Origin of the sequence: Devosia sediminis (genome assembly GCF_016411825.1) — a bacterium.
Lineage (GTDB): Bacteria > Pseudomonadota > Alphaproteobacteria > Rhizobiales > Devosiaceae > Devosia > Devosia sediminis.
Genome location: NZ_JAEKMH010000004.1, coordinates 324,809 through 345,169, shown reverse-complemented (window position 1 = coordinate 345,169; position 20,361 = coordinate 324,809). Strand labels below are relative to the sequence as shown.

Below are 20,361 nucleotides of genomic sequence, written 5' to 3'. Positions count from 1 at the left end.
AACATCCGCCAGCGCGTAGCGCCCGCGGGTGGGTTTTGCATTTGCTCTTTTGGCACTTATCTCTCCGGGGCCATCCCCGCGAGCGAAAAGGAAAACAGATGTTCGAGAGCCTTTCAGACCGGCTTGGTAAAATTTTCGATGGCCTTCGCGGACGCGGCGCGCTCAACGCAGCCGATGTCGATGCGGCCATGCGCGAAATCCGCCGGGCGCTGATCGAGGCCGACGTCTCGCTCGAAGTCGTCCGCGCCTTTGTCGAACAGGTGCGTGAACGCGCCGTCGGCGCCGAGGTGACCCGCTCGGTGACGCCGGGCCAGCAGGTGGTCAAGATCGTCAATGACGAGCTGGTCCAGGTGCTGGGCTCGGATGCCGTCACCATCGATCTCAATGCCCCCGCGCCGGTGACCCTGCTGATGGTCGGCCTCCAGGGCTCGGGCAAGACCACGACCACCGCCAAGATCGCCAAGCGGTTGAAGGACAAGCAGCGCAAGAAGGTGCTGCTCGCCTCGCTCGACACCCGCCGCCCGGCCGCCATGGAGCAGTTGCGCGTGCTGGGCGAGCAGGTCGGCGTCGATACGCTGCCTATCGTCACCACGGAAACCCCGGTCGAGATCGCCCGCCGCGCCGAGCGCGAAGGCCGTCTCGGCGGCTATGATGTCCTGATCCTCGATACGGCCGGCCGTACCCATATCGACGAAGAGCTGATGGCCGAAACGGTCTCCATCAAGGAGATTGCCCGGCCGCACGAAATCCTCCTCGTCGTCGATGCGCTGACTGGCCAGGACGCGATCAACGTCGCCCGCTCCTTCGACGGGCGCCTGGATGTGACCGGCATCGTGATGACCCGCGTCGATGGCGATGGTCGCGGCGGCGCGGCGCTGTCGATGCGCGCGGCCACGGGCAAGCCGATCAAGCTGATCGGTGTCGGCGAAAAGATGGACGCGCTGGAAGATTTCCATCCGGCGCGCATTGCCGACCGCATTCTGGGCATGGGCGACATCGTTTCGCTGGTCGAGAAGGCCGCCGAGCATGTCACGGCCGAAGATGCGGCCAAGATGGCCAAGAAGCTCAAAAAGGGCTCCTTCGACCTCGAGGACCTGCGCGCCCAGCTCATCCAGATGAAGAAGATGGGCGGCATGGGTGGCCTCATGGGCATGCTGCCGGGTGCAGGCCAGCTCAAGAAAGCCATGGCCGGCGCCAATGTCGACGAGAAAGTGTTCGATCGGCAGATCGCCATCATCAATTCAATGACCAAAAAGGAACGGGAAAACCCGGACCTGCTCAATGCCTCGCGCCGCAAGCGCATCGCCGCCGGCGCTGGCGTCGAAGTCAGCGAGATCAACAAGCTCGCCAAGCAGCACCGCCAGATGGCCGACATGATGAAGAAGGTCGGCAAGGGTGGCATGGGTGCCTTGGGCGGCATGTTCGGCGGCAAGATGGGCCAGATGATGGGCGGCATGCCGGACCTGTCGAAAATGGACCCCAAGCAGCTCGAGCAGATGGCGCGCCAGGCCGGGATCAATCCCGAGCAATTAAAGGGCCTGCCCTCTGCCGATCTCCCCGCGCAGCAGGCGCTGCCCAGCGACGTCAATGCGCTTCTCAAATCCTCCGGCGGACCGGCCTTGCCCGGTCTTGGCGGAGCGCCCCGTTTCCCTGGCCTTCCGGGCCTGGGCAAGAAGAAATAACCGCTTAAACCGACTTACACTGACAGGACTGAAAAATGGCTCTCAAGATCCGCCTTGCCCGCGCCGGCACCAAGAAGCGCCCCTTCTACCACATCGTCATTGCCGACGCCCGTTCGCCGCGCGATGGCCGCTTCATCGAAAAGCTGGGCACCTTCAACCCGCTGCTCGCCAAGGATGCCGAAAACCGCGTCGTTCTCGACACCGAGCGCGCCAAGCACTGGTTGTCGCATGGCGCCCAGCCGACCGACCGCGTGCTGCGCTTCCTCGACGCCGCCGGCCTTGCCAAGCGTGAAGCCCGCAACAACCCGAACAAGGGTGTGCCGGGCGACAAGGCCAAGGAACGCGCCGAAGAGAAGGCCGCCAAGGCCGCTGCCGGCTCGGAAGAAGCTGCTGCCGAATAAGGTTCTGGTTTCATCACCAGGAAACAATATCCCCGGTCTTGCGACCGGGGATTTCTTTTTGTCTTTGCCATGCCCACGGGTCATTCCGGCGCAGGCCGGAATCCAGATCCGTGGTTATCTACAAGCACCGGGCTGCGGACTATCCGGCGCATGGATCCCGGCCTGCGCCGGGATGACATCGCGTCTGAGGCAGGGCCAGCGATCAAGCCTTGAGCTTGGCCAGAATCGCCGCGCCCATTTCCTCGGTGCCGACGGTCTTGCAATTGGCCTGGGCGATGTCGCCGGTGCGCAGGCCATCGCTGAGGACGGCGGAGATGGCGCCTTCGACCTGGTTGGCCAGTTCGATCATGTTGAACGAATAGCGCAGCGCCATGGCGAAGGAGGCGATCATGGCGATGGGGTTGGCAATGCCCTTGCCGGCAATATCGGGGGCCGAGCCGTGCACGGGTTCGTAGAAGGCCTTGCGCTTGCCGGTCACCGGATCGGGCGCGCCGAGCGAAGCTGAGGGCAGCATGCCGAGCGAACCGGTCAGCATGGCGGCGACGTCGGAGAGGATATCGCCGAAGAGATTGTCGGTGACCATGACGTCGAACTGCTTTGGCGTGCGCACGAGCTGCATGGCGGCATTGTCGGCCAGGATATGGTGCAATTCCACATCCGGGAAATCCTTGGCGACACCCTTGACCACTTCGTCCCAGAGCACGCCCGACTTCATGACATTCTTCTTGTCGGCCGAATGGACTTTCGAGCCACGGGTGCGGGCGAGGTCGAAGGCGACGCGGGCGATGCGGTCGATCTCGTAGGTTTCGTAGACCTGGGTGTCCACGGCGCGCTTCTGTCCATTGCCCAGATCGGTGATAGTCTTGGGTTCGCCGAAATAGACGCCGCCGGTCAGTTCGCGGACGATGAGGATGTCGAGACCCTCGACCAGCTCTTTCTTCAGCGACGAGGCTTCGGCCAGGGCCGGGTAGCAGATGGCGGGGCGGAGATTGGCAAAGACGGCCAGTTCCTTGCGGAGACGGAGGAGGGCCGCTTCCGGACGGTGTTCGTAGGGCACGTTGTCCCACTTCGGCCCGCCCACGGCGCCGAAGATCACGGCGTCGGCGGCCTTGGCCTTGGCCACGTCCTCATCGGTGATGGCGACGCCATGCTTGTCATAGGCGGCACCACCGGCAAGCCCGCTGTCAGTCGAGAAGTCCGTCAGGCCCTCGGCATTGGTCCAGGCGATGAGCTTTTCGACCTCGACCATGATCTCGGTGCCGATGCCGTCGCCGGGCAGAAGAAAAAGGGAATGGGTGGCCATGATTGCGGAAACTCCTCGTGCCGTACTGGTGGGTACACCTTGGGGCGCAGTTAGCGGTTTTTGGTGGTGTTATGCAAGGCGGCTTACGCTGCAAAACCGTTGCGATCGAAGAGGACCCATAAGACGAAGACATTGGTGAGCCCGTGGGCGAGGCTCACGTAAAACACCGAGCCGGTGCGCCAGGCGATCCATGCCCAGAGCAGGCCGAGCGCGGCAGCACCACCGATCAGGGCCATAGCGCCGCCGTCGAAGACGATGCCAACGCTCATGGCCAGCGGCACGTGCCAAGTCACGAACAGCGCCCAGCCGAGCCAGAAGCCTAGGCGGGGGCGATCACGGAACGTGCCAAGGAAGCCGCCGCGCCAGGCGATCTCCTCGACCGGGCCGTTGATAAAGGCGATGAGCAGGGCCAGGTACATGCCGCCCTGGCTCAGGATCGACGTATTGGGCACGAAATTGATGATGGCGACGAGCCCCACCTGTAGGACCAAGAGGGGCAGGATCCACCAGTCGCGCCAGGCGATCTTCTCGGAAAACAGACGCCCGTCATTGCCCTCGAGGGCGTGCCAGCCGATGACCGGCAGGCAGAAGAACAGCCAATAAAAGGTCAGCGCCAGCAGATAGCCGCCATGGCTGTCCCAGCCTGTCAGCGCCGGCACGATGAAAAACAGCGCCCCGATGAGGAGCGCTGCGTGAGCGGTGAGGGCGACCTGTTTGCCGGTCACACGATGCTGGACCTCGTGGTTGGGCAGGCTCACCATGAGGTCCTCGCGTCAGGCGTGGCTGGTTGCCGCGCCGATGCGGGCGGTCACTTCGATCTCGATCTTCATGCCTTCCTCGATCATCTGCACGATGAGCATGGAGGCGGCGGGGCGGATATCCTTGAAGACCGGACCGACGGCGGCGACGACCTCGTCGACGAGGCTGCGGTCGCCGACATAATAGACCACACGCACGGTATCCTGGATGGAGGAGCCGGCTTCCTTCAATGCCTTGTCGATGGTGGCCAGGGCATTTTTCGCCTGCTGCCCGACGCCCTCGGGCATGGTCATGGTCGCATAGTCATATCCGGTGGTGCCGGAGACATAGACCGTGTCTTCGTGGCGGACGGCACGGGAATAGCCGAAGGTGGCCTCAAAGGGAGAACCGGTGGAGACGCGCTGGACCATTTGTCGATCAACTCAGGGTTTTGTGGAGGTAATGCCGCGTAAAGCCGGGCGGATACTCGGCAAGCGTGCCGAATTCGTCATAGCCGAGCTTCTTGTAAAAGCCGGGCGCCTGGAAGGAAAAGGTGTCGAGCCAGATGCCGGTGCAGCCTTCGCGGCGCGCTACATCCTCGGCCTGGCCGATCAGGTCGGCGCCAAAGCCCTGGCCGCGCAGATGCTCGGGAATGTAAAGCAGCTCGACGAACATGCGGCTATAGGCGATGCGGGCAGTGAGGCCGCCCACGGTCGTGCCGGTCTGGGGATCGCGCAAGGCGAGAGCGATGAAGCGCGGCGGGGGAAAGCGACCCGCCGTCTGCTGTTCGTTATAGCGGATCAGGCCTTCGAGAATGGCTGCGCGCGTTTCGGGCAGCACATCGGGTTCGAAGACGATCTCCATTTCGCGTCAGAGCCAGGGGCGGCTGGCGGCCATCTTGCCTTCGAAGGCCGAGATGGACGGATCGGATTTCAGCGTGCCGGCGATATCGTCGAGGCCTTCGAGCAGGATCTGCTTGCGGCTCGGATCGATGTCGAAATGCAGCGTGCCGCCATCGGGACCCTTGATGGTCTGGGCCTCGAGGTCGATCGAGAGCGTGGCATTGGAGCCGCGCTCGGCATCGTCGAGCAGGAGTTTCAACTGGTCCGGGGTGACGACGAGCGGCAGGATGCCGTTCTTGAAGCAGTTATTGTAGAAAATGTCGGCAAAGCTGGTGGAGATCACGCAGCGGATGCCGAAATCGAGGAGCGCCCAGGGAGCATGTTCGCGCGACGAGCCGCAGCCGAAATTGTCGCCGGCAATGATGATCTGTGCCTGGCGATAGGCGGGCTTGTTGAGCACGAAATCGGGGTTTTCCGAGCCGTCCTCATTGTAGCGCATTTCGCTGAAGAGCGCCGTGCCGAGGCCGGTGCGCTTGATGGTCTTCAGGTATTGCTTGGGGATGATCATGTCGGTGTCGATATTGATGATCGGCAGGGGCGCCGCGACACCGGTCAGGGAAGTGAATTTTTCCATTGGGCTCTGGACCTCACGAAGGCATTCGGGCGCTTCCGGGACCGGCACATTCTGGCCCAAAGCGCGCTGTTGCCAGCGTCATCGCGCGAAAGCATGGTTTTGGCAAGGCTAAACCGTACCGAAGCGTACGGTTGCTGAGCGTCGGGCCGTTCACGAAGAGCAATGCGCATGGAAAAGGGACCGGTAAGCCCTTGGTGGCTACCGGTGGCTATTGGACGTGTCCCGAGGCGCGTGCGTCTCGATAGGGAAGGGAAATAGAGACGTCGCCGCCCCGGAACACCGGTTTTTCGAACCGAAACAACCCCCATTGATCGCTCGTCGCCGGGGCCAGAAGTTTCGTGAGCGCGGCACTGGAGCGACCCAGCACCGTCCGGCTCCCCCGCATCTGGTCGCTGCAGACCGCCCGTCGCGGAGGGATGGGGGGAGGATAGGGGGTCTGGAGGAGGCGGGGATAAGAATTTGGGGTGGCGGGTTTCGACGCTAGTTCAATCGATGTGGCTGCAGCACGTCACTGCCATGTGGACCACCCGCACTCATCGCGCGCCAACTCTTTAGTCCGCACGCTGGTAGTCGCGCGTACGCGATGGGACACCCTCCCCCTCGCGGGGAGGGATGGGGAGGGGGGATCGCGAGCAGGGTGTTGGACACAGGCCATCAGTGCGTGGCGCACCCCCACCCAGCCTCCCCCGTCAAGGGGGAGGTGCCGCATCGTGTTTGCTTGGACCTCATGGGCAACCACAGAACGAGCTCATGGCGGAAAGACCCGTTTCAGACGTTGAGCGCTGTGCAGCCCGGAGCTACAAGCGGACGCGTGGATAGTATGAGCAGGGGGACCGGATGCTAATAAGAGTGCAAGGCCCGACCTATTTCAGCCAGAACGACGAAACTGCCATGTTCGGGTGGCTTGGTCGCATCACCATTGTGCGCGATGTCACAGGTGAAGGGCGTGACCTTATAATTCGTCTGAAACGCGCTCCAACCGACAACCAGCTTCGCGACCTGCTTGCACTGTTCTTTCGATACAAAATGGATATGACACCACTGGCAGTACTGCGAACGGCCAAAAATGAAAGCTGGTTCTCAGATCACGACAGCTATTGGTTCGATGGGGTATTCGGGCAAACCTGAAGTCTGCTTTCGCCATCTGTGCTCGGAAAGCTGTCGGACCTCTAGCCACCCCATTGCTGCCATCAAGTACCGAGCCCTCGGGTCAGGCCCGAGGGTGACGAGCGGTGGGGTTGGGTGTTCCTCCCCCGTTTACGGGAAAGGGGCCGCCGGTCGGCGGTGGAGAGGGCAGGGGACGCTGACGTTGAGGTGGTCTTGTGCTCGTGGCGCCCCCCTCCACCATGCTTTGCATGGTCCCCCTCCCCCGCGAGCGGGGGAGGATAGGGGCGGCGCCATAAGGCCTCAGGCTGCCAGGCTCTCGCGCGCGTTGACGCCGAGCATGATGTTGAGGTTCTGCACCGCCGCGCCCGAAGCGCCCTTGCCGAGATTGTCGTAGACAGCTGCGATGACGGCCTGGTTGGTCTCGTCATTGGCGAAGACGTGCAGGGTCAGCGTGTTGGTGCCGTTATGGGCCTGGGGGTCGAGGGCGGCGGATTTGCCGAGTTTCGGGTCGTAGGGCGCGACCTGGACAAAACTGTCGGGGATCGACGCGTAATGATCGGCGAGGACGGCGTGGAGGTCCTTGCCTGACGGAATATCGGCGACCATGTCGAGATGGAGCGGCAGGGAGGTGGTCATGCCCTGCGCAAAGTTGCCGACCACCGGCTCGAACAGCGGCGGGCGGTTGAGCTTGCCGTAATGCTGCATTTCCGGCAGGTGCTTGTGAAGGAAGGTCAGCGCATAGGGCATGTACTGGCTGGCGACCACGCCGGGCGCCTCGTATTCCTCGATCATCTGCCGTCCGCCGCCGGAATAGCCGGAGACGCCATGGTAGGAGAGCGGATAGTCGCCGGGCAGCAGCCGCGCCTCGACCAGCGGGCGGGCGGCGGCGATGAGGCCCTGCGGCCAGCAACCGGGATTGGCGACATAACGGGCCTTGGCGATCTCGTCGGTCTGGCCGGCATCCATTTCGGCAAAGCCATAGGCCCAGCCCTCGGCGACGCGATGGGCCGTCGAGGCATCGATGACGCGGGTCGTGTCGTTTTCGATTAAGCGCACGCTTTCCCGTGCCGCATCGTCGGGCAGGCAGAGGATGGCGACATCGGCGAGGTTGAGCAGGCGCTTGCGCTCGTCCTGGTCCTTGCGCTTGTCATGGTCAATGGAGACGACTTCGAGATCGCGCCGGCCGGCCAGGCGCTCGCGGATCTGCAGACCCGTGGTTCCGGCTTCGCCATCGATGAAAATCTTTGCGACCATCGGCTTTTTCTCCAGTTCGGCTGCGTAAATGGACCTGACATGTGTCGAGGTCAAGACGCCGATCTATCCCATCTCTCCTCTTTGGCAGAGGGGCCGGCGCGCGCGACGGGAGCGGGGACCTTTTCCGGGACCTGTGAAAGGCTCCCTCACCCGACCCAAAGATGGGTCGACCTCTCCCCCAAGGGAGAGGTAAGACTGAGAAATCATAGGAAACGAGGATGCGCCCATGACCACGCCGCACAATCATGCCAAGCCCGGAGACTATGCCGAGGCGGTGCTGCTGCCGGGCGATCCGCTGCGGGCCAAATGGATTGCGGAAACCTTCTTCGAGGCGCCGAAACTGGTCAATTCGGTGCGCAATTGCTTAGGGTTTACCGGCACCTGGAAGGGCAAGCCGGTTTCGGTGCAGGCTTCGGGCATGGGGCAACCCTCGCTCTCGATCTATGTCCATGAACTGATCAATGTCTATGGCGCGAAATCCTTGATCCGCGTGGGCACCTGCGGCGGCCTCAATGCGAAGGTGAAGGTGCGCGACGTGATCCTCGCGCAGGGGGCGTCGACAGACTCGTCCATCGTCAAGGGCCGGTTCGGGGCGTTCAATTTTGCGCCCATCGCCGATTTCGGGCTGTTGCGCTCGGCCGCCGACAAGGCCGATGCCAGGGGGCTGAAATATCACGCCGGCAACATGCTCTCGTCCGACATTTTCTATCATGCCAATGGCTTTGCCGGATATGACACGCTGCCCGAGCACGGGGTGATCGGGGTCGAGATGGAGGCGGCGGCGCTTTATACGCTGGCGGCGCGGTTCGGGGTGAAGGCCCTCACCATCTGCACCATGACCGATTGCCTCGTGACCCACGAGGAGATCGACGCGGAAGCGCGGCAGACCTCGCTGCGGGACATGGTCGAACTGGCGCTGGACGTGGCGGTCGACGCCTGAGCCGGCAAACCGAACGGTGACTTCATCGAAGGGAGGCCGGATTGGCCATAGTTGCAATGATCCTGGTGGGCCTGGTGGCCCTCATTCATATCTATATCGTGCTTCTGGAAATGGTGTGGTGGACCACGCCCCGGGCCCACAAGGCGTTCAACCTGACGCCGGACTTTGCCGAGCAGACGAAGGTGCTGGCCGGCAATCAGCGGCTATATAACGGCTTTCTCGCCGCGGGGCTGATCTGGGGCCTCGTGCATCCCGATCCGGCCGTCGCCTGGCAGATCCAGCTCTTCTTCCTGGGCTGCGTGGCGGTGGCGGGGCTTTATGGGGCGGCGACGGCGTCGCGCAAGATCCTGTTCGTGCAGACGGTGCCGGCGGTGCTGGCCATTCTGGCGGTGGTGCTGGCTTAGGGGCACTGACCCCATACTGTTCATCGTCATTGCCCGGCTTGTCCGGGCAATCCAGTTCGCGGAGGCATGGACCACCCGGACAAGCCGGGTGGTGACGATGAACAAAAGGCCGCGGCCTACTTGGCCAGCGCCCCCAAAACCCGCACCCAGCTCCTGATGCCGCGGTGGTAGCTTTCGAGGTCGTATTTCTCGTTGGGCGAGTGAATCTGGTCGTCGATATGGGCGAAGCCAATAAGCAGGGTGTCGAGGCCGAGGATCTTCTTGAATTCGCCGACCACGGGAATGGAGCCGCCGGCGCCGGTTATGACCGCCTGCTTGTTCCACTCGGCGGTGAGGCCTTCGAGCGCGCGGGCGAGGAATTCGCCATCGGCGGGGACAGTGATGGCCGGCGAGGCGCCATGGGGGGTGAATTTCACCGTACAGTCGGGCGGCAAGAGCTTTTCGACATGGGCGCGGAAGGCGGCGCGGATCTTGTGCGGGTCCTGGCCGGAAACGAGGCGGAATGAAATCTTGGCGGATGCCTTGGAGGGAATGACGGTCTTGAAGCCGTCGCCGGTATAGCCGCCGATCATGCCGTTGATTTCGCAGGTCGGGCGGGCCCAGAGCATTTCGAGCACCGAGCGGCCCTGTTCGCCTGCGGGGCTGGAAAGGCCAACGCCGCCGAGGAAGGCCTTGTCGTCAAAGCCCAGACCGGCCCACTGGGCCTTGAGTTCAGGCGAGATTTCGGCGACGTCGTCGTAAAAGCCGGGCAGGGTGACCGAGCCATCGGGGGCGCGGAGGCTGGCAATGATGTCGGCAACCACCTGATTGGGATTGCGCGCCGCATTGCCGAACATGCCCGAATGGAGGTCCTTGTCGGCGGCGGTGACCTCGATTTCGTCGGCCACGAGGCCACGCAGCATGGTGGTGATCGAGGGGGTCTGGCGATCCCACATGTCGGTGTCGCAGACCAGGGCAATGTCTGCTTTGAGCTCCCCGGCATTGTCCTTCATGAAGGGCGGGAGGTTCTTGCCGCCGCTCTCCTCCTCGCCTTCGAGCATCAGCGACACGCGGATGGGGAGCGACCCGGTGGCCGCCTTCCAGGCGCGGCAGGCTTCGATGAAGGTCAGCATCTGACCCTTGTCGTCGGAGGCGCCGCGCGCCACGATGATCTTGCGGCCATCCCTTTCGACGATCTGCGGGTCGAATGGGTCGGTGTGCCAGAGGTTGAGAGGATCGACCGGCTGCACGTCATAATGGGCATAGAACAGCACATGCGGGCCGGCCTGATCCGGGCCATGGGCGACGACCACCGGGTGGCCGGGGGTCGGGCGGGCCGAGGCGTCAAAGCCGAGATCGTTGAGTTCGGCGGCGATCCAGTCGGCCGCCTTCTGGCATTCTGCGGCATAGGCCGGATCGGTCGAGATGGACTTGATGCGCAGGAGGTGGAACAGCCGCTCGAGGCTTTGGTCGAGCCCCGCATCCACCTTGGCGAGAACGGCATCGACGGTGGCGGGGCTGGTCATGGCGGAAGTCCTTGGCTCGAATCCGGATTTTGAAGGACGCACAATGGCGTAGCGGCGAGCGAACTGTCCAGCCCGCGCGCCCGCAGTTATTGTCATACTATTGGGCCTGTGATTAGGTCGGCAAAGACCCAAGCGAAGTGGAGTGGCAATGGACAGGTCCGGTGGACGCGCGCGACATTCGGGCGATCTCATTGCCGCGCTCTCGGGCCGCAATCCGGCGCGCAATCTCCATTCCGACGTGCTCTGGGAGCTGGGGCTCGCCATTGTCTCGGGCACTTATCCTCAGGGCGCCATCCTGCCCTCGGACAGCGAATTGCTGGAGCGCTTCGGCGTGTCGCGCACGGTGCTGCGCGAGGCGCTGAAGACGCTGGCGGCCAAGGGGCTGATCGAGGCGCGGGCCCGCATCGGCACGCGCGTCTTGCCGCGCAATCGCTGGAACCTCTTCGATGCCGACGTCCTCGCCTGGTTCTTCGAACTGGGGCCCGATGTCTCGTTCCTCAGAAGTCTTGCCGAAGTGCGCATCGGCATCGAGATCGAAGCAGCGGCGCTGGCGGCGGAGCGCTGCGGGCCGGACGAGGCGGCGGCGCTTATCGGCTGGGTCGACCGCATGGCCGGATCGGAAACGCCGGCCGATTTTGCCCGCTACGATCTCGAATTCCACAAGGCGGTGGCCGAGGCGTCGGGCAATCCGTTCATGGCCTCGATCAGCGCGCTGGTGGAAATGGCGCTGACCGCGGCCTTCACCATTTCCTCGCCGGTTGCCGATCCCGACGCGCTGGCCGTCACCGTCGGCGTGCACCGCCGCATTGCCGAAGCCATCCGGGATGGCGATCCAGCGGCGGCGCGGCTCGCCATGCGCGATGCGATTTCTCAGGGCTTCGACCGGGCAGCCGGGCGGATGGAGACTGTGCCGGGGTCCTGACCCCCTCAGAGATCTATGACAGGAGTGCTGTCGCAGCATGTGCTGGCTGCATGGCAGTCATGCAACAACTTTTTGGTCTAGGCGACGTTGCGAGTTTGCCCAAGAACGGGTCGAATTTGTAACGGGTACCACTGTGACGCGTCATCACACCAACCAGCCCAATCGCCGTGCGTTCATGGCCGGGCTCGGGTTTTCGCTGTTCCTCGCCTCCACCACATCGCTGACCCGTCCGTTGCTGGCGCAGGATGTCGAGACGTTTGCATTCGACTTCGACAGTTTCAGCGAGCGCATGAAGGCGCTGGCAGCAGCCGAGCATGCTGCTCTAACGGTCGACATGCCGGCCGCGTTCCAGAACCTCGACTACGACGCCTACCGCATGATCCAGTATCGCGGCGATGCCAGCAAATGGGCTGACGATGCGGCCGGATACCGGCTCCAAGCCTTCCATATGGGCTGGCTCTACAACGAGCCGGTCAAGGTCTTCGAGATCGAGAACGGCAGTGCGCGTCCGCTGGATTTCGGCGCCGAGGATTTCACCTATCACGACGCTGCCGTCGGCGACGCCGCTGCTACCGGCCCTTTTCCAGGCGTGGCGGGCCTCAGGGTCAACTACCCGCTCAACAGCGCCGACAATCCGCTCGATGAGCTCGTCACTTTCCTGGGCGCCAGCTATTTCCGGGCGCTGGGCCGCAACAATATCTACGGGGCAAGCGCCCGCGGGCTGGCGCTCAATTCCTGGATCGACGTGGCCGAGGAATTTCCGCGCTTTTCCGAATTCTATGTCGAAAAGCCGGTGCCGGGTGCGCCGCTCGTGGTCTATGCGGCGCTCGAAAGCCCCAGCCTCACCGGCGCCTATCGCTTCGCCATCACTCCGGCCGGCGATGCCAGCCAGCCGAGCGTCATGGATGTCACGGCGCGGCTCTATTTCCGCACCGATGTCAAAGAACTGGGCGTCGCCCCGCTGACCTCGATGTTCCTTTATGCCGAGGCCAATCGCGGTGGCTTCGACGACTATCGGCCGCAGGTGCATGACAGCAATGGCCTCCTGGTCGAGCGCGAAAGCGGCGAAGTCATGTGGCGCGCGCTCAATAACAGCGCCTGGCTCGGCAATTCGTATCTGGCTGAAACCAATCCCAAGGCTTTCGGACTTTACCAGCGCGGCCGCGACTTCGAGGCCTACCAGGACGCCGGCGCCCATTACGAGCGTCGTCCCTCGATCCGGGTCGAGCCGGTGGGCCAGTGGGGTCAGGGCATGGTGCGGCTCATCGAAATTCCCGCCAAGCTCGAAGCCGACGACAATATCGTCGCCTATTGGATCCCCGCCGAGCCAGCTCTGGCCGGGCAAGAGCGTGAATACAATTATCGCCTGGTCTGGGGCGATCTCGACCCCGAAGATCGCCCGGACCTGGCCTATGTCGCCGAAACGCGCGCCGGCGTGGGCGGCGTCTCGGGCGTCGAGAACGAGGCGAGCCTCCGAAAGTTCGTGGTCGACTTCAAGGGCGGGGAGCTCGAAACGCTCCCGGCCGGCACGCCGATCGACGTGCTCGCCACGGTGGGCGGCGGCACCATGCGCAATTCGGTGCTGTCGCGGATCGATGCCAATGGCGCCTGGCGCCTGGTCATGGATGTCGAAGCCGAGCCCGGTGCGACGCTCGAGCTCAAGGCCTATCTCATCGGCCTCGGCAAGAAGCTCACCGAGACCTGGCTCTACCAGTGGAGGCCCGCCGCATGAAGCACGCTGCCGATTTCCCCTTTGAAGCCGGGCTGCCGGACGCGCCTCTCGCCATGCCCAAGCAGCAACTGGAAGCCAGACGCTCGCTGATGCAGGCCATCCGCGCGTTCTGGCCCTTTACTGACCGCTGAGCCGTCTCCTCCCCATGGTGCGGACGGCCCTCCTTCGGTGTGTTGCCCTTGGCGCAGCCGCCAGCCTCAGTCTTGCCGGGGCGTGGCTGTTCCTGCGATTCACCGGTGAAGGCGGGCTCAACCTCCTGGACCTGCTGCGGTTCGCGCTGGTCGCCATTAGCGGCTTCTGGCTGGTCTGGGGCAGTACCGCGGCCGTTTTGGGCGTCTTCGCGCGGCGCCGCTCGCGACCGCGCGCGCATGGACCGCTGAAGTCGCGCACAGCGATTCTCGTGCCGGTCTATAATGAAGATCCGGTTGCCACCTTCTCCCGGATCGCCGCCATGAACAGGAGCCTCGTGCGGCTGGGCGTTGCCGAGCATTTCCATTTCGCGGTGCTGTCGGACACCCAGGCGATGGATATTGCAGCGCAGGAGGCGGTGCAGTTCCAGCGGCTTCTGGATGAACCCGAAAGCCTGGGGCGCATCTTCTATCGGCGCCGCGAGCGCAATGTGGGCCGCAAGGCGGGCAATATCGAAGATTTCGTGTCGCGCTCCGGCGCCGCCTACGACTTCGCGCTGATCCTCGATGCCGATAGTCTCATGGAAGGGGAAACCATTCTCGCCATGGCGCGGCGATTCGAGGCCGATCCCGAACTCGGACTGTTGCAGACCGTGCCCACGATCATCAATGCCAGGACGCTGTTCGGCCGCTCCATCCAGTTTGCCGCCGCCTATCTCTCGCCCACCTTCGCGCGGGGCGCGAGCCTCATGCAGGGCCGGGAAGGCCCCTATTGGGGGCATAATGCCATGGTCCGGATGCAGGCCTTCGCCGCCAGTTGCGGGCTGCCTGAGCTTTCCGGCACGCCGCCCTTTGGCGGGCATATCCTCAGCCACGACTATGTCGAGGCCGCGCTCCTTTCGCGCGCCGGCTGGAAGGTCGAGGTCGATCCTGTTCTGACCGGGTCCTATGAGGAAGCGCCCGACAATCTCATTGAATATGCCAAGCGCGACCGCCGCTGGTGCCAGGGCAACCTGCAACATGGACGGCTGATCACCGCGCCGGGCCTCAAGATCTGGAGCCGGTTCACCTTTCTCCAGGGGATCATGGCCTATCTCGCCTCGCCGCTCTGGCTGCTGTTGCTGGCAGCAAGCCTTGCCGGCGCCATGCTGCCCAACCTGCCGCCGGTGCTGCCGGGTTTTGCCGCCTCCGACATTCCGCTCTGGGTCCTGGGGGTGGCGGTGGCCGTCATCCTGGTCCTTCCCAAGCTGATGATCCTGGTGCGCGGCATGCTCGACGGGCAGAACCGGCGCTTCGGCGGCACGCCCATGGCGCTCGTCTCCGTATTGGGCGAGATCGTGCTGTCGACGCTGCTGGCGCCCACCATGCTGATGATGCAGAGCCGCTCCGTGATGCAAGTTCTGCTCAGGCTCGATGGCGGCTGGCCGGCGACCGAGCGCGGGCAGACCCTGGTGCCGCTCGGCGCCGCGCTGCGCGCAAGCTGGTGGATGGTGGCCATTGCGGCGCTGGCGCTGGGCAGCACGCTTATTCTTGCGCCGGGTGCCGCGCTGTGGCTGGCGCCGGCAACCGTGCCGGCCATGCTGGCGCCGGTCCTGATCTGGGCGACATCGCGCCCGACGCGCCGGGCACTGCCCTGGCTGTTCCGCACCGAGATGGAGGCCGCGCCCTCACCGGTCGTGGTCGAGCAGCACGCCATTCTTGCCGCCTGGAGCGGCCCCGAGACGTCAACCGCAAGCCGGCTCGCTCCGGTCTTGGTGAGGACCGCACCCCATGTCGCTGCATGATGTAGCACCCCCATCGCCCGTCCAGGTTGCCTGGCAGGGCCTCCGCGCGGCCCTGGTGCCGCAACTGTCGCGCGACGTCAGTGGCGTGGTCGCCGGACGCGATCCGCGCCTCGACATGTTCCGTGGCCTGGCGCTGGTGATGATCTTCATCAACCACGTGCCGGGGACCATGTATGAGGGGTTCACCAACCGCAATTACGGCTTTTCCGATGCGGCGGAGGCGTTCGTCTTCATGTCCGGCATGGCGGCGGGGCTGGCCTATTCGGGCGCCTTCCGCAGCGGCAGCCTATGGTCGGCAGTGATGCGCGTCTGGGCGCGGGCGCGGCAGCTCTACTTCGTCCATATCGCCATCACCATGCTCTGCCTCGCCATCTTTGCGGGAGCGGCGCTGTGGTTCGAGATGCCGGTCGTGCTGATGAAGAACAATGTCGAGCCGGTGCTGCGCTATCCGCTGCAGTCGCTGATCGGCATTCCGCTGCTCACCCACCAATTGGGCTATCTCAACATCCTGCCGCTCTATGCCGTGCTGCTCGTGGCGGCGCCGGTCTTCATCCTCGTCGGGCTGCGGCGGCCCTGGCTCATGCTGGCGCTTTCGATCGCGCTCTGGGCGCTGGCCGGGCAGTTCCGCATCAACCTGCCCAATTTCCCCAATTCGGGCGGCTGGTTCTTCAATCCATTTTCCTGGCAGATCCTGTTCGTGATCGGCCTTCTTTCGGGCATGGCGATGAAAAGCGGAGGGGTGTTCATTCCCTTCAACCGCGTGCTCTACGGGCTGGCGGCGGCGTTCCTGGTCTTCGTGCTGCTGTGGGTGAAAATCCCCGAGCTGGGGGCGGCGGGTCACAATGTGCTGGCCAAGATCGCCGATGCCGGGGCGCCGTTCTACATCACTTGGTTCGACAAGTCGTACCTGGCGCTGCCGCGGCTTCTCCATGCGCTGGCGCTGTTCTATGTGCTCGGGCATATGCCGCTGATGATGCGGCTGGCGGCATCGCGCTTTGCCGCGCCGCTAAGGGAGATGGGACGGCAGGGCCTGGCCGTCTTTGCCACGGGCACGGTGATCAGCCTTTTCCTCCAGGTGGTGAAGACGCCGCGCCAGCCCGATCCGCTGTTTGACGGTTTCATCCTTGGGACGGGCCTGCTCGTGCTGCTCGTCCTTGCCATGCTGCTCAATTACACCGCCAGGCTGCGCACGACCAAGGCCACGCGCGCCTGACAGGTTCGGCGGCGCTTGCCGGAGCGCTATCCCATCACATTGTTGCATTTTTCTTGCGATGCGCAGCGCAGAGCGCAGGATTTATTGCCCGGATGGGCAAGGAAGCTCCACAAATCTCCGGTTTGGCCATGCAGAAAGCGGGCAGCCGCAGTGCGAACGCATGAATGGCAATAGCTTCCGGGCCGGAATATAGACACACTTAACCATACTGATGGGACGGAAAGTTGCCCTATAGGTCAACTGCTGTCTTCATAGGTAAGTCTGTGCGCCCTTCTGCCGCCGTTTCGGCCTTTATCAGCCGCTCCGCCTGTTCAAAGGCGGCGGCCCCCTGCTCGAGGGTTCCGGCCATCCCATCGGCGACATCTTCCCGCTTCCAAGTGGCGGCAGAGTAGCGTCCATGCGCGATCTGTTTCGTTTGATCGCCGTGGCGGCGATGAGCTTTGCCGTCGTGGGCCTCGCCATGGTCTATTCGCGTGGCGATGACCTGGTCTCGACGCTGCAGTCCATGTCTGCCGGATTGGCCAGCAGTATCGCGCCCGCGACCCAGTCCGTCGCCCCGGTGCCTCCGGCGGAGAATATAATCGTCGTGGCACGGCCAAATGCGGCCAGCTGGGCCGGCCTTGCCGGTTTTCCCGACCAGACCGAGATCGTTTTTCCCCTGCGCCGCGAGGTGAACGTCACCGCTGGGACGCTGCATCTGGTTCTCGAGAGCCAGTTGACCCAGTCCGGCGATGGGCTGCTGACCGTGTCGGTCAACGGCACGGCGCGCGGCCAGGTCGTGCTCGAAGGCGGTCAGGCCCGGCATGAACTGCGCGTGGTGCTGACGCCGGAAGATTTCGAAGGCGACACCCTGGTGCTGCACCTGGCCGGACGCGGCAATACCGGGGGCGGGCAGGTTTGCCCCACCGATGGCATCAATGCCGGCAGCGCCGTGACGGTGCTGCCCGAAAGCCGTCTCGAACTGGTCTCCGATACCCCGATCGATCCGGCATCCACGCCGCTGCCGCGCGCCTCCGACGCGCTGGCCATCCTGCCGGGCGCCAGTGCCGATGACATGGCCATGGCCATCTGGGCCAACCAGTATCTCGATCGTGCCGGCCTTTCGGTGCATATGGGCGCGGCGCGGCCGGGTGAAACCGCGCTGGTGGCTGACCCCGATGGTGTTGTCGCCTTGCGCGCCGAGGCGCCGGCGCGGCCGCGCGCCACGCAGTGGCCGGTCAGCTTCGACCAGCTCGAAAGCGACCTTGCGATCAAGTCCTTCCGCGGTGCGCGCCAGTGGCTCGTGGATTTTTCGTCGGCCGACCTTCCTGGTGGCAGGATGCCCGAGGCGGCACGCATCGCGCTCACCACCGCGCCGCTGGCGGCCGGTGGTGAATGGGCCGTGCGCGTGTCGCTCAACGGCAATCTCATTCATTCCGAGCGCCTGCCAGGCAGCACGACGTTGATCGACCTCAACGTCGCCTTGCCTGCCGAGCGGCTGGCCCCGCCCAATCGGCTGGGGGTGGAGCTGGTCGATACGACGCCGCGCCAGGGCTCCTGCGGCCAGGCCGAGCAGGTGCAGGCGCAGCTCCTGCCCGAAAGTGCGCTGCTCGATATGACGCGCGCCGAAACCGGCTGGCCGGCGCTGATCGAACGTCTTTCCGGGGTGGCGAGCATTGCGCTCGAGGCCGATGCCGTGCTCGATCCGCAGCAGGCTGCCGAGGCCAGTGCGCTGCTCGGCAAGCTGGTGCCGCCCGACATGGTCCCGAGCGCCGGACCTGCCGAGGTGACGATCATCGTGACCACGCGCGAAGGGCTCGCCCGACGGCTGGCCGAAAATCCCGATGCGGATATCACTGCCGTGCTGCCGGTGCGGGCGCGCGTCGGGGCTGGCCTCACCGCCCTTCCGGTGCCCGATGCGGCGCTGGGCGCGGCGCTCGAGCAACTGGACCGTGGCGATGTCATCCTTCTCGTCACCGGCTCCTGACGGTCTGCTCGACCGGCACTATGTCTCGGTCGACAGTGCCCCCGCAAAACTCACCCGCCCGCTGTCGCCGTGGTCGGCGCCCGCGGTGCTGGTCATATTCGTGCTGGTGGCGGGGCTCATGCTCCTTGCGGTGGACGCCCATCCGGTGCTGGCGGCGGCCTTTCCGCAGGGCGACCTGGTGTTCTCGCCCTATAGCGGCAGTCATTCTATTCCGCTGCGCATTTTCATCCTCTCCTTCTACATCGCCTTTGCCGCGGTGGTGGGGACGCGCAAGCGCGACCGCACGCGGTTCCTGGTCGAGCTGATCGCCAGCTATGTGCTGATCTGCGGCTTGTTCGACCTCATCAACATCCTGGCTTTCCATGCCATCGGCCTCGTTTATTCGCTGCATGTGGTGGAAATCCTTTCCGGGCTGATCGGCTTTTTCGTTTTCTCGCTCAAGCTTCTGGACCATGGCAGCATGCCCGGGCGGGTGACGGTGCCGAGGCCGGTGCATCGCCGGCGCTTCGCCTGGACGCGGCTGGGGCTCGCCGTGGCTGGCGCCATCGCCGTGTCGGTGATGGTCGACCGGCTGGGCCTGCCCCTGGTCGGCGATCTCCGCCAGGTGGCCCTCCTTGGCGGCACCGGGCCGGGCGTCTTTCTGTTCCTGCCGGTGCTGTTCCTGATCCTCTACGTCTGGGGCACGCTGACGGCCGTGCTGCGGCCGCGCCGCGCCTTCGCGCCACCGGTATCCATCATCATTCCGGCCCATAACGAGGCCCATGTCATCCGTCGCACGCTGACCGCCGTGGATGCGGCGGCGCGCGACTATGATGGTCGTGTCAAGGTTCTGGTGCTCAACAACAATTCCACCGACGACACGGCCGAGATCGCCCGGGCGGTGCTGGCGCGTCTGAGCCTCATCCAGGGGCGCGTGGTGAATGTGCCGACGCCCGGCAAGGCGGTGGCGCTCAACCGTGGCGTCGAGGAAGTTGACACCGATTACATGATCCGGATCGACGCGGATACGCAGATCCTGCCGCATACGCTGGCGCGGGCCATGCGGCACTTCGCCGATCCGCAGACGGGTATTGTCGGCGGCGTGCCCATACCCCCCGGAGACGGGCCGTTCGACCGGGCGCGGCTCATCGAAGTGCTGCTCAAGCACGGCTACTATCAGATCGCCTATGGCGCCATTGACGCCATTGTCGGGGTGCCGGGCATGTTCGCCGCCTACCGCACCGATGCGGTGCGGGCCGCCGGCGGCTTCGTCCAGGGCATGAATGGCGAGGATACCGATGTATCGCTGCGCATCGGGGAAATGGGCTATCGCGTCATCGGCGATCCGCAAGTCCACTACGTGTCCGAAGTGCCGGCCAGCTTCCACCACCTGCGCGAGCAGCGGCTGCGCTGGTTCCGCTCGGTCTATCATGTCAGCGCGCGCAACCGGACCTATCTCGACGACTGGCGCCCGTCACTGCGCGGCAAGGCCATTCTGCCCTTCATGCTGCTCAATTCGGCGCGCCGGGCGATGACTGTGCCGCTGTTCCTGTTCAGCCTGCTCTATTACGTCATCGGGCCTTCCGGCGCGGCGCCGCTGACCCTCCAGGCGGTATTGGCGGTGCTGGTCGGGGCGCCGGCGTTGATGGGGGCCTTTGCCGTGCTGGTCAACGGCCGGCCCAGGGCGCTGCTCGGCCTGCCCGAATATGTGCTGTTCCGGGTGCTGCGCAGTTACCTGACGCTGGAATCGGTGCTCAGCATCGCCTTTGCGCCGCGCCGCAACCGCTAAAACTTTAGGAATTCTGCCAATCGGCCCCTAAGGGCCGG

At 64.4% G+C, this 20,361-nt stretch carries 19 protein-coding genes; 12 read left to right on the top strand and 7 right to left on the bottom strand.

Annotated elements, in window-relative coordinates:
- Positions 1-98: 98 nt before the first annotated feature.
- Positions 99-1,682, top strand: a complete 1,584-nt coding sequence (gene ffh / locus JEQ47_RS17380) for a signal recognition particle protein (RefSeq protein ID WP_198877684.1) — start codon at positions 99-101, stop codon at positions 1,680-1,682.
- A 35-nt stretch (positions 1,683-1,717) separates the two neighbouring features.
- A complete protein-coding gene (gene rpsP / locus JEQ47_RS17375; RefSeq protein WP_198877683.1) occupies positions 1,718-2,083 on the top strand; it encodes a 30S ribosomal protein S16 in 366 nt (121 codons plus the stop codon).
- Positions 2,084-2,285: 202 nt separating this feature from the next.
- Here rpsP and leuB read toward each other — a convergent pair whose 3' ends face one another.
- From leuB to leuD, 5 genes are all read right to left on the bottom strand, one after another.
- Positions 2,286-3,386, bottom strand: a complete 1,101-nt coding sequence (gene leuB, locus JEQ47_RS17370) for a 3-isopropylmalate dehydrogenase (protein ID WP_198877682.1) — start codon at positions 3,384-3,386, stop codon at positions 2,286-2,288.
- Positions 3,387-3,469: 83 nt separating this feature from the next.
- Positions 3,470-4,144: a CPBP family intramembrane glutamic endopeptidase gene (locus tag JEQ47_RS17365; protein WP_198877681.1), complete on the bottom strand. Its 675-nt coding sequence runs from the start codon at positions 4,142-4,144 to the stop codon at positions 3,470-3,472.
- Between the two features lie 15 nt (positions 4,145-4,159).
- Positions 4,160-4,555, bottom strand: coding sequence for a RidA family protein (locus tag JEQ47_RS17360; RefSeq protein ID WP_198877680.1), 396 nt, complete (start codon positions 4,553-4,555; stop codon positions 4,160-4,162).
- A 7-nt stretch (positions 4,556-4,562) separates the two neighbouring features.
- Entirely contained in the window at positions 4,563-4,988 is a 426-nt protein-coding gene (locus tag JEQ47_RS17355; protein WP_198877679.1) for a GNAT family N-acetyltransferase, read from the bottom strand.
- Between the two features lie 6 nt (positions 4,989-4,994).
- Positions 4,995-5,600, bottom strand: a complete 606-nt coding sequence (gene leuD, locus JEQ47_RS17350; protein ID WP_198877678.1) for a 3-isopropylmalate dehydratase small subunit — start codon at positions 5,598-5,600, stop codon at positions 4,995-4,997.
- Positions 5,601-6,449: 849 nt separating this feature from the next.
- Between leuD and JEQ47_RS17345 the strand changes: the two genes are divergently transcribed.
- Complete coding sequence (locus JEQ47_RS17345) at positions 6,450-6,728, top strand: hypothetical protein (protein ID WP_198877677.1); 279 nt, start codon at positions 6,450-6,452, stop codon at positions 6,726-6,728.
- 279 nt (positions 6,729-7,007) lie between these two features.
- Here JEQ47_RS17345 and argC read toward each other — a convergent pair whose 3' ends face one another.
- The gene (gene argC, locus JEQ47_RS17340; protein ID WP_198877676.1) at positions 7,008-7,961 is read right to left on the bottom strand and encodes an N-acetyl-gamma-glutamyl-phosphate reductase; all 954 of its coding nucleotides are present in this window, start codon (positions 7,959-7,961) and stop codon (positions 7,008-7,010) included.
- Between the two features lie 226 nt (positions 7,962-8,187).
- Here argC and deoD point away from each other — a divergent pair, with 226 nt between their 5' ends.
- Positions 8,188-8,901: a purine-nucleoside phosphorylase gene (gene deoD / locus JEQ47_RS17335; RefSeq protein WP_198877675.1), complete on the top strand. Its 714-nt coding sequence runs from the start codon at positions 8,188-8,190 to the stop codon at positions 8,899-8,901.
- A 47-nt stretch (positions 8,902-8,948) separates the two neighbouring features.
- The gene (locus JEQ47_RS17330; protein WP_198877870.1) at positions 8,949-9,305 is read left to right on the top strand and encodes a DUF1304 domain-containing protein; all 357 of its coding nucleotides are present in this window, start codon (positions 8,949-8,951) and stop codon (positions 9,303-9,305) included.
- A gap of 116 nt (positions 9,306-9,421) precedes the next feature.
- Here the strand turns inward: JEQ47_RS17330 and JEQ47_RS17325 are convergent, their stop codons facing one another.
- On the bottom strand, positions 9,422-10,810 hold the full coding sequence (locus tag JEQ47_RS17325) for a M20/M25/M40 family metallo-hydrolase (RefSeq protein WP_198877674.1): 1,389 nt from the start codon (positions 10,808-10,810) through the stop codon (positions 9,422-9,424).
- Between the two features lie 148 nt (positions 10,811-10,958).
- Here JEQ47_RS17325 and JEQ47_RS17320 point away from each other — a divergent pair, with 148 nt between their 5' ends.
- From JEQ47_RS17320 to JEQ47_RS17295, 7 genes are all read left to right on the top strand, one after another.
- Complete coding sequence (locus JEQ47_RS17320) at positions 10,959-11,732, top strand: FadR/GntR family transcriptional regulator (RefSeq protein ID WP_198877673.1); 774 nt, start codon at positions 10,959-10,961, stop codon at positions 11,730-11,732.
- Between the two features lie 133 nt (positions 11,733-11,865).
- Positions 11,866-13,464 carry an OpgD/OpgG family glucan biosynthesis protein gene (locus JEQ47_RS17315; RefSeq protein ID WP_328769467.1) on the top strand — a complete coding sequence of 533 codons (1,599 nt, stop codon included), beginning with the start codon at positions 11,866-11,868 and terminating at the stop codon, positions 13,462-13,464.
- On the top strand, positions 13,461-13,595 hold the full coding sequence (locus JEQ47_RS20980) for a hypothetical protein (protein ID WP_268905794.1): 135 nt from the start codon (positions 13,461-13,463) through the stop codon (positions 13,593-13,595). The genes JEQ47_RS17315 and JEQ47_RS20980 overlap by 4 nt, the downstream gene beginning before the upstream one ends.
- A gap of 14 nt (positions 13,596-13,609) precedes the next feature.
- Positions 13,610-15,376 carry a glucans biosynthesis glucosyltransferase MdoH gene (gene mdoH / locus JEQ47_RS17310; protein ID WP_198877672.1) on the top strand — a complete coding sequence of 589 codons (1,767 nt, stop codon included), beginning with the start codon at positions 13,610-13,612 and terminating at the stop codon, positions 15,374-15,376.
- The gene (locus tag JEQ47_RS17305; RefSeq protein WP_198877671.1) at positions 15,363-16,589 is read left to right on the top strand and encodes an OpgC family protein; all 1,227 of its coding nucleotides are present in this window, start codon (positions 15,363-15,365) and stop codon (positions 16,587-16,589) included. The genes mdoH and JEQ47_RS17305 overlap by 14 nt, the downstream gene beginning before the upstream one ends.
- 397 nt (positions 16,590-16,986) lie before the next feature.
- Positions 16,987-18,555, top strand: a complete 1,569-nt coding sequence (locus JEQ47_RS17300) for a cellulose biosynthesis cyclic di-GMP-binding regulatory protein BcsB (protein ID WP_198877670.1) — start codon at positions 16,987-16,989, stop codon at positions 18,553-18,555.
- Positions 18,527-20,323 (top strand): glycosyltransferase family 2 protein, encoded by a 1,797-nt coding sequence (locus JEQ47_RS17295; protein ID WP_198877669.1) that lies wholly within the window; start codon positions 18,527-18,529, stop codon positions 20,321-20,323. The genes JEQ47_RS17300 and JEQ47_RS17295 overlap by 29 nt, the downstream gene beginning before the upstream one ends.
- The last annotated feature ends 38 nt before the right edge of the window (positions 20,324-20,361 follow it).

Bases quoted from the DNA above. Each gene is read 5' to 3' on its own strand.
- JEQ47_RS17295 (WP_198877669.1), top strand. From the start codon at position 18,527: ATGTCATCCTTCTCGTCACCGGCTCCTGACGGTCTGCTCGACCGGCAC.
- ffh (WP_198877684.1), top strand. From the start codon at position 99: ATGTTCGAGAGCCTTTCAGACCGGCTTGGTAAAATTTTCGATGGCCTT.
- deoD (WP_198877675.1), top strand. From the start codon at position 8,188: ATGACCACGCCGCACAATCATGCCAAGCCCGGAGACTATGCCGAGGCG.
- JEQ47_RS17355 (WP_198877679.1), bottom strand. From the start codon at position 4,988: ATGGAGATCGTCTTCGAACCCGATGTGCTGCCCGAAACGCGCGCAGCC.
- rpsP (WP_198877683.1), top strand. From the start codon at position 1,718: ATGGCTCTCAAGATCCGCCTTGCCCGCGCCGGCACCAAGAAGCGCCCC.
- JEQ47_RS17300 (WP_198877670.1), top strand. From the start codon at position 16,987: ATGCGCGATCTGTTTCGTTTGATCGCCGTGGCGGCGATGAGCTTTGCC.
- JEQ47_RS17360 (WP_198877680.1), bottom strand. From the start codon at position 4,555: ATGGTCCAGCGCGTCTCCACCGGTTCTCCCTTTGAGGCCACCTTCGGC.
- JEQ47_RS17320 (WP_198877673.1), top strand. From the start codon at position 10,959: ATGGACAGGTCCGGTGGACGCGCGCGACATTCGGGCGATCTCATTGCC.
- JEQ47_RS17305 (WP_198877671.1), top strand. From the start codon at position 15,363: ATGTCGCTGCATGATGTAGCACCCCCATCGCCCGTCCAGGTTGCCTGG.
- argC (WP_198877676.1), bottom strand. From the start codon at position 7,961: ATGGTCGCAAAGATTTTCATCGATGGCGAAGCCGGAACCACGGGTCTG.
- JEQ47_RS20980 (WP_268905794.1), top strand. From the start codon at position 13,461: ATGAAGCACGCTGCCGATTTCCCCTTTGAAGCCGGGCTGCCGGACGCG.
- mdoH (WP_198877672.1), top strand. From the start codon at position 13,610: ATGGTGCGGACGGCCCTCCTTCGGTGTGTTGCCCTTGGCGCAGCCGCC.
- leuB (WP_198877682.1), bottom strand. From the start codon at position 3,386: ATGGCCACCCATTCCCTTTTTCTTCTGCCCGGCGACGGCATCGGCACC.
- leuD (WP_198877678.1), bottom strand. From the start codon at position 5,600: ATGGAAAAATTCACTTCCCTGACCGGTGTCGCGGCGCCCCTGCCGATC.
- JEQ47_RS17325 (WP_198877674.1), bottom strand. From the start codon at position 10,810: ATGACCAGCCCCGCCACCGTCGATGCCGTTCTCGCCAAGGTGGATGCG.